Annotated in this window: 6 protein-coding genes; 2 read left to right on the top strand and 4 right to left on the bottom strand. The window is 72.2% G+C overall.

Going from position 1 to position 6,000, the window contains the following annotated elements; genetic code table 11:
* Positions 1 to 195 precede the first annotated feature (195 nt).
* Together D8M39_RS07340 and D8M39_RS12570 are read left to right on the top strand one after the other, a co-directional pair.
* The gene (locus D8M39_RS07340; protein ID WP_055085947.1) at positions 196 to 396 is read left to right on the top strand and encodes a hypothetical protein; all 201 of its coding nucleotides are present in this window, start codon (positions 196 to 198) and stop codon (positions 394 to 396) included.
* Positions 397 to 471: 75 nt separating this feature from the next.
* Positions 472 to 624 (top strand): hypothetical protein, encoded by a 153-nt coding sequence (locus D8M39_RS12570; RefSeq protein ID WP_153245906.1) that lies wholly within the window; start codon positions 472 to 474, stop codon positions 622 to 624.
* Positions 625 to 807: 183 nt separating this feature from the next.
* On the opposite strand, the gene D8M39_RS07345 is transcribed toward D8M39_RS12570, so the two are convergent.
* From D8M39_RS07345 to D8M39_RS12995, 4 genes are all read right to left on the bottom strand, one after another.
* A complete protein-coding gene (locus D8M39_RS07345) occupies positions 808 to 3,252 on the bottom strand; it encodes a S9 family peptidase (RefSeq protein WP_126874743.1) in 2,445 nt (814 codons plus the stop codon).
* A gap of 266 nt (positions 3,253 to 3,518) precedes the next feature.
* Positions 3,519 to 4,658: an ABC transporter permease gene (locus D8M39_RS07350; protein WP_083482541.1), complete on the bottom strand. Its 1,140-nt coding sequence runs from the start codon at positions 4,656 to 4,658 to the stop codon at positions 3,519 to 3,521.
* A complete protein-coding gene (locus tag D8M39_RS07355) occupies positions 4,655 to 5,539 on the bottom strand; it encodes an ABC transporter ATP-binding protein (protein ID WP_055085951.1) in 885 nt (294 codons plus the stop codon). Before D8M39_RS07355 ends, D8M39_RS07350 begins: the two co-directional genes overlap by 4 nt.
* Positions 5,540 to 5,661: 122 nt before the next feature.
* On the bottom strand, positions 5,662 to 6,000 hold a 339-nt coding region (locus D8M39_RS12995), incomplete at its 5' end, for a response regulator transcription factor (RefSeq protein WP_238694002.1).

A 6,000-nucleotide genomic window follows, 5' to 3' on the forward strand; every position in this document is an offset into this window, starting at 1 on the left:
TCGCCACGGTGAGGCGGGCGGGACCGCGCCACGCCGCGATGAGCCCGCACACGTTCGACCCGTCGCGGTACCACCGCTCGTTCCTGCCGCCGGACGCACCCGGCCGGGGCCACGGGGGAGAGCAAGCTGCCTCGCAGTGTGTTCGTGCTGTGGCTCGGGGATAGCCCGTTGACACCGCGTCGACGGGAGAAACTGGTGGTTCTGCGGGAATGGATCGGGCTCCCGGTGGAACTGGTGACCCCGGAGAACCTGAGCGACTGGGTGCTGCCCCAGCACCCGCTCCACCGGGCCTACGAGAACCTCTCCCTGGTCTGCCGTTCCAACTACTTGCGCGCGTCCCTGACGCACCACCACGGGGGCGGCTACTGCGACCTTAAGGCGTCGGCGGCGGGTTGACAGGACGCATTTGTCCGCGCGGAACGGAACCCGGAGGCGTGGTTGACGGGTTGTGCCGAGGCAGCAGCAGGGGGCGTGACTCGCTTGCCGGAAGACCTCAAACTTGTGGGCTGCCCGGTCTCCTGGACCCGGCTCCTCGGCGGGGTCCTGCACCCGCGGCGGCTCAAGCACCTGGAGTGCGCGAGGCAGGACCCGGACCTGCTGCTCGAGTTCGAGAACTACCAGTAGGCACGGCGGCGCCGCCGTGGCGGGGGCGCCCGCTTCACCGTCGACGTCGGTCGGGACGTGGCCCTGTCGGGGACGCGCCGGGTGCGCCCGGTCCAGCCCACCAGGACGGACGAGTTCGGTCCAGGCCACGGCGCCTGTCACGCCCGGCCCGACCTGCGGCGACGCCGCCCGGCCCCGGGGTGCTCAGTCCGCGACGCCCAGGCAGCGCATGAGCCACGCGTACTCCCACGCGGTGTCCTTCCACTGGGCGTACCTGCCGGAGGCACCACCGTGACCGCCGGCCATCTCGCAGCGCAGCAGCACGGTCTCCGGGTGCGCAACCTTGGTGCGCAGCTCCGCAACCCACTTCGCGGGCTCAACGTACAGCACGCGGGTGTCGTTGAGGCTCGTCACCGCGAGGATCGGCGGGTAGTTGGCATCGCGCACATTTTCGTAGGGGGAGTAGGAACGCATGTACTCGTAGACCTCTGCGGACTCCACGGGGTTGCCCCACTCCTCCCACTCGAGGGCGGTCAGTGGCAGCTCGGGCATGAGCATTGAGGTCAGCGCGTCCACGAACGGCACCGCGGCCAGCCCGCCGCAGTACAGCTCGGGGGCGAGGTTCAGCACCGCGCCCGCGAGCAGACCGCCCGCCGAACCGCCCATCAGCGCGATCCGCCGCGCATCCACGTCCTGGCGTGCGGCCAGGTGCCGGGTCACGGCCACGAAATCGGTGAAGGTGTTGGTTTTGGTGTTCTTCTTGCCGTCCTCGTACCACGCGCGTCCCAGCTCACCGCCGCCGCGCACGTGGGCCACGGCCCAGATCACACCGCGGTCCAGCAGGGACAGCCGCGAGATGGAGAACGCCGGGTCCGTGCTGATCTCGTAGGAGCCGTACGCGTACTGCAGCACGGGCGCGGGCACCGCGGGGTCCAGGTCTGCGCGGCGGATCATGCTCACGGGAATCCGCGTGCCGTCCTCCGCGACCGCCCAGTCCCGCTCCACGGTGTAGTCCTCGCTGCGGTACCCGCCCAGCACAGTGGCCTCGCGCCGCAGCGCGGGCTCACCCACGCCGAACGCGTCCAGCGCACCGGCCCCGGGCTCGCCCGTGGGGATGTCGTACACGCGCGGCGGCGTCACGAAGGATGTGTAGGACACGCGCACCACCGAGTTCTCGTACTCGGCGGAGAGCACGCCGGTGCTGCTGAGGTCCTCGTCGAACGCGGCCTCTGTCCCGGTCAGCAGCCCGGCGTTCGCCGCCGTGCCGGTGCCCGCAGACGACGACGCCGCACCGCCTGCCCGCGCGTCCGTTCCGTCGTGCGCCATCCCGGTCACCAGTGGTTCCAGGGCCGTGCGGGGGATCAGGCGCACCCGGGGCGTGGTGTCCTCACGCAGGGCCACCACCAGGTGGGTGGCCGTGGGGATTGCGGACTCCACGCGCACGGTGTCCGAGGCGGGGACCACGTCCACCAGCTCCACCTCCGTGAGGCCCCGCCCAGCGTGCTCCATCGGCATGAGGCTGACGCGCCCGTTCGGGGCGTGCGCGTCGTGGGAGAGCAGCAGCACATCGGTGCCGGCCACGGTGAGCGGCTCCACCTCGTAGAGCACCCGCTCCTCGCGGGAGAGCACAACCCGCCACGGCAGGTCCACAGGGGCCTCGGGGTGTGCCTCCTCCGTGCCGTCACTACGACCGGGGTCCGCCCCCATGCGCTCGTCGGGCGCGTCCTGGTGCGCGGGGGAGGGCGCCGCTCCGGAGGACGGGCCACGGGAACCCGGCGCGGCGGCGTCGTGCTCCGGGGTGTGTGAACCGCGCGCGGCAGCGTCGGCGGCGGAAAGCTCGCTCAGGCGCAGGACGCTGTACTCGCTGTACTCCGAGCACGAGGAGGAGAGCATGAGCCACTGCTTGTCCGCGGAGAGCTCCGCGCCGAGCCACAGGCCGGGATCGTCCTCCTGGAACAGCAGCTGGTCTGCGGAGACGTCCGTGCCGATCACGTGGCGGTACACGCGGTACGGGCGCCAGGACTCATCCACCACGGTGTAGACCACCTGCGAGGCGTCCGGGGTGAGGAACGCACCGTAGGAGGTCTGGGGGATCCGGTCCGCGAGCAGCGCCCCGGTGGTGAGGTCCTTGACGTGGACGGTGAACCGCTCGTCCCCGGCGGTGTCCTCGGACCACGCGAGCCGGGAGCCGTCCTCGGCCACGCTGAACGCGCCGAGCGCGTAGAAGTCGTGCTCCTGCGCCGCGGCGTTCGCGTCCAGGAGGGTCTGCTCACCGTCCAGGGGCGTCCCGGGCTCCACGGCGGGCGGGGTCCAGTCCGCAGGGTCCGCCGCGGGTACCCGGCAGAACACCTGGTGGGCGCCGCCCTCCACGGTGCGCGCGAAGTACCACCAGTCCCCGTGGCGGCTGGGGACCGAGAGGTCCGTCTCCTGGGTGCGGTCCTTGATCTCCGTGTAGATGCGCTCCCGCAGCGGGGCGAGGTCTGCAGTGACCGCCTCCGCGTAGGCGTTCTCACCGTCCAGGTGTGCCCGGACCTCGGGGGAGTCCTTCTCCCGCAGCCACTCGTAGGGGTCGCAGAACGTGTGGCCGTGGAACGTGCGGTTTACGGGACTGCGGGGGGCCACGGGGAAGGTCTGCTGCTCGGAAGTCATGCGCCCCAGTCTAGGGACGTGCCGGTGGGCCGTGCGGGTGTCCCACTGCACGGCCCACCGGGGTGGCGCTGCCCTCCAGCTCGGGATCGCCGCGCCGGGCGCGGGAGCGGCGCCCCGGCCCACGCGCCCCGGCCCCGCACGCTCCAACCCCACGCCCTCCGGGACGGCGCGGTCCGCAACCGCGCCCCGGCCCCGCGTGCTGCGGGACCGGCGGACCCCGGCCCCGCGTGCTGCGGGACCGGGGTCCGCGGCCGGTGGTCCGGCCGTCAGCCCCGCAGGGCCTCCCGCCACTTCAGCGCCTTGCCCGTGCGCAGGATGGAGCGCTCGTAGATGGCCGAGGCCAGCCAGATGGCCAGGGCGGTGGTCACGATCAGCAGCACGAGGGAACCGACGTGCTCCCACCACTGCCCCTGCCCCAGGAAGATGCGCAGCGGCACGGCCACCGGGGCGGAGAACGGGATCCAGCTCATGATGCGCAGCGCGTCCGGATTGTCGTTGAAGAAGATCACGCCGAAGTACGGGAGCATGATCAGCATCATCACGGGCATGGACGTGGAGCCGATGTCCTCCTGCCGGGACACCATGGACGCCGCCGCCGCGTAGAGGGCGGCGATCATCACGAACCCGATGGAGAACAGCACCACGAACCACAGGATCGGCACGCCCATCCCGTCCAGGGGCAGCACGTCCCCGTTGATCTGCAGGCCCAGCAGCAGCGCCCCGGCCAGCAGGGCCACCTGCAGGATGGCCATGGCCGCGTTGCCCAGCACCTTCCCGGCCATCATGGCCCGCGCCGGGACCGCGGCGAGCAGGATCTCCACCACGCGAGACTGCTTCTCCTCGATCACGGACACCGCGATCTGCTGGCCGAACGTGATGGCGGCCATGAAGAACACGAGTCCGAAGCCGAAGGCCATGAGGTACCGCAGGGCGGGGTTCGGTGCGGTGGGGTCCAGCAGCTCCACACCCGGGCTCGTGGACAGCGCCTGCACCAGATCCGAGGGGGCGTCCGTCATGGCCAGGACGCTCACACCGGCCGGGTTGCCGGGATCCGGCACCACGGCGGCGTCGGCCGCACCCGAGAGCACGGCCTCCCGGGCCGCATCCTCGGAACCGACGGTCTGCGGGGCGTAGTCCTCGCCGAGGGCTTGCACGGACGGAGCGGTCTGCTCCACCACGGCCACGCGGGTAGCGCCCCCGGCGAAGAGGTCGCCCAGGCGGGGCACGAGCAGCGTGGCGGCTAGGGCGGCGGCCAGCAGGATCAGCGTGGTGATGATGAACGGCTTGGAGGTGGCCTTCACCTTCATCTCGCGTGCGGCCACGGTGCCCACCGCGGTCGAGAAGGGGGTGCGCCGCGGGTTGCGCGGCTGCGTGGTGCGCTCAGGGGCGCTGGTGACGGTGCTCATCGGGTGACCTCCGTGAAGATCTCGTGCAGGGTGCGGGTGACGGGTCCGAAGCGGTGGACGGTGCCCCGGGCCACGGCGTCGGCGAGGACGGCGTGGGCGGCGGCCTCGGAGTCTGCCAGGAAGTGCACGCGCCCGCCGTCGAAGGAGAGCACCTCCACGCCGGGTGCCTCGCGCACCCAGCCGGTGTCCACGGCGGCGTCGAGCTCCCACTCGGGCCGCGCGTGCGCGGCCAGCAGCTCGGAGCGCGAGCCCGCGGCGCGCACCCGCCCGTCCGCGAGGATGACGAGCTCGTCGCACAGCCGCTCCACGACGTCGAGCTGGTGGGAGGAGAACAGGACGGGAACCCCGGTGTCCGCGGTCTCCCGCAGCACCTGCACCGTGGTCTCCACGGCGTGGGGGTCCAGCCCGGAGAAGGGCTCGTCCAGCACGAGCGCCACGGGATCGTGCACCAGGGCGGCGGCGATCTGGGCCCGCTGCTGGTTGCCCAGGGACAGCTCCTCGAGCCGGCTGCCCGCGCGGTCGCCGAGCCCCAGGCGCTCGAGCAGCGCCATGGTCCGGGCCTTCGCGTCCGCACCGGTCATGCTGTGCAGCCGGCCCAGGTAGACCAGCTGGTCGAGCACGGTCATCTTGGGGTAGAGCCCCCGCTCCTCGGGCATGTAGCCGATGCCCGCGCGGTAGTCCGCGGTGATGGGGGACCCGTCCACCTCGATCACCCCCGCGTCGGGTCTCAGCACGCCCAGCAGGATGCGCATGGTGGTGGTCTTGCCCGCGCCGTTGCCCCCCACGAACCCCGTCATGAGGCCCGGCCGGATCTCGAAGGTCACGTCCGTCAGCACGTGCGCGGAACCGAAGGACTTGTTCACCCCGTTCACTGTGATCATGCCTCGAGCCTAGAGAGGCCCGGGCACGGCCACCTCCCCCTCGGGGCGGATCTTCCGGTCCGGGTCCGCCTCCGCCCCCGGACGGAGCCGGGCACGGGTCCCTTCCGCGGTGGGCCGTGCGCTCAGGAGTCGGACAGCCCGTGCTCGAAGGCCCAGATCACGGCGTGGACCCGGTCCCGCGCGCCCGTCTTCTGCAGCACGTTGGACACGTGGGTCTTCACCGTGGCCCTGCCCACCACGAGCTCCCGGGCGATCTCCTCGTTGGACAGCCCCCGGGCCATCGCGGTCAGCACCTCGGTCTCCCGGGCGGTCAGTCCCGCGGGGGAGGCGTCCTCGTCGGGCCGCGCCGCCGTCCCGCCCACCGCACCGGGGCACGACGACGTCGCGCCGCCCGCCGTCCACCGAACGGACGCGCCGTGGGTATGGAAAGCGCTGTCCGGCCCCACATCAACACCGTCGCC

The organism is Kocuria sp. HSID17590, assembly GCF_003989485.1.
In the GTDB taxonomy this organism is placed as follows: domain Bacteria; phylum Actinomycetota; class Actinomycetes; order Actinomycetales; family Micrococcaceae; genus Kocuria; species Kocuria salsicia.

Excerpts from the sequence above, each read along its gene's own strand:
- D8M39_RS07345 (WP_126874743.1), bottom strand. The coding sequence starts at position 3,252 with ATGACTTCCGAGCAGCAGACCTTCCCCGTGGCCCCCCGCAGTCCCGTA.
- D8M39_RS07350 (WP_083482541.1), bottom strand. The coding sequence starts at position 4,658 with ATGAGCACCGTCACCAGCGCCCCTGAGCGCACCACGCAGCCGCGCAAC.
- D8M39_RS07355 (WP_055085951.1), bottom strand. The coding sequence starts at position 5,539 with ATGATCACAGTGAACGGGGTGAACAAGTCCTTCGGTTCCGCGCACGTG.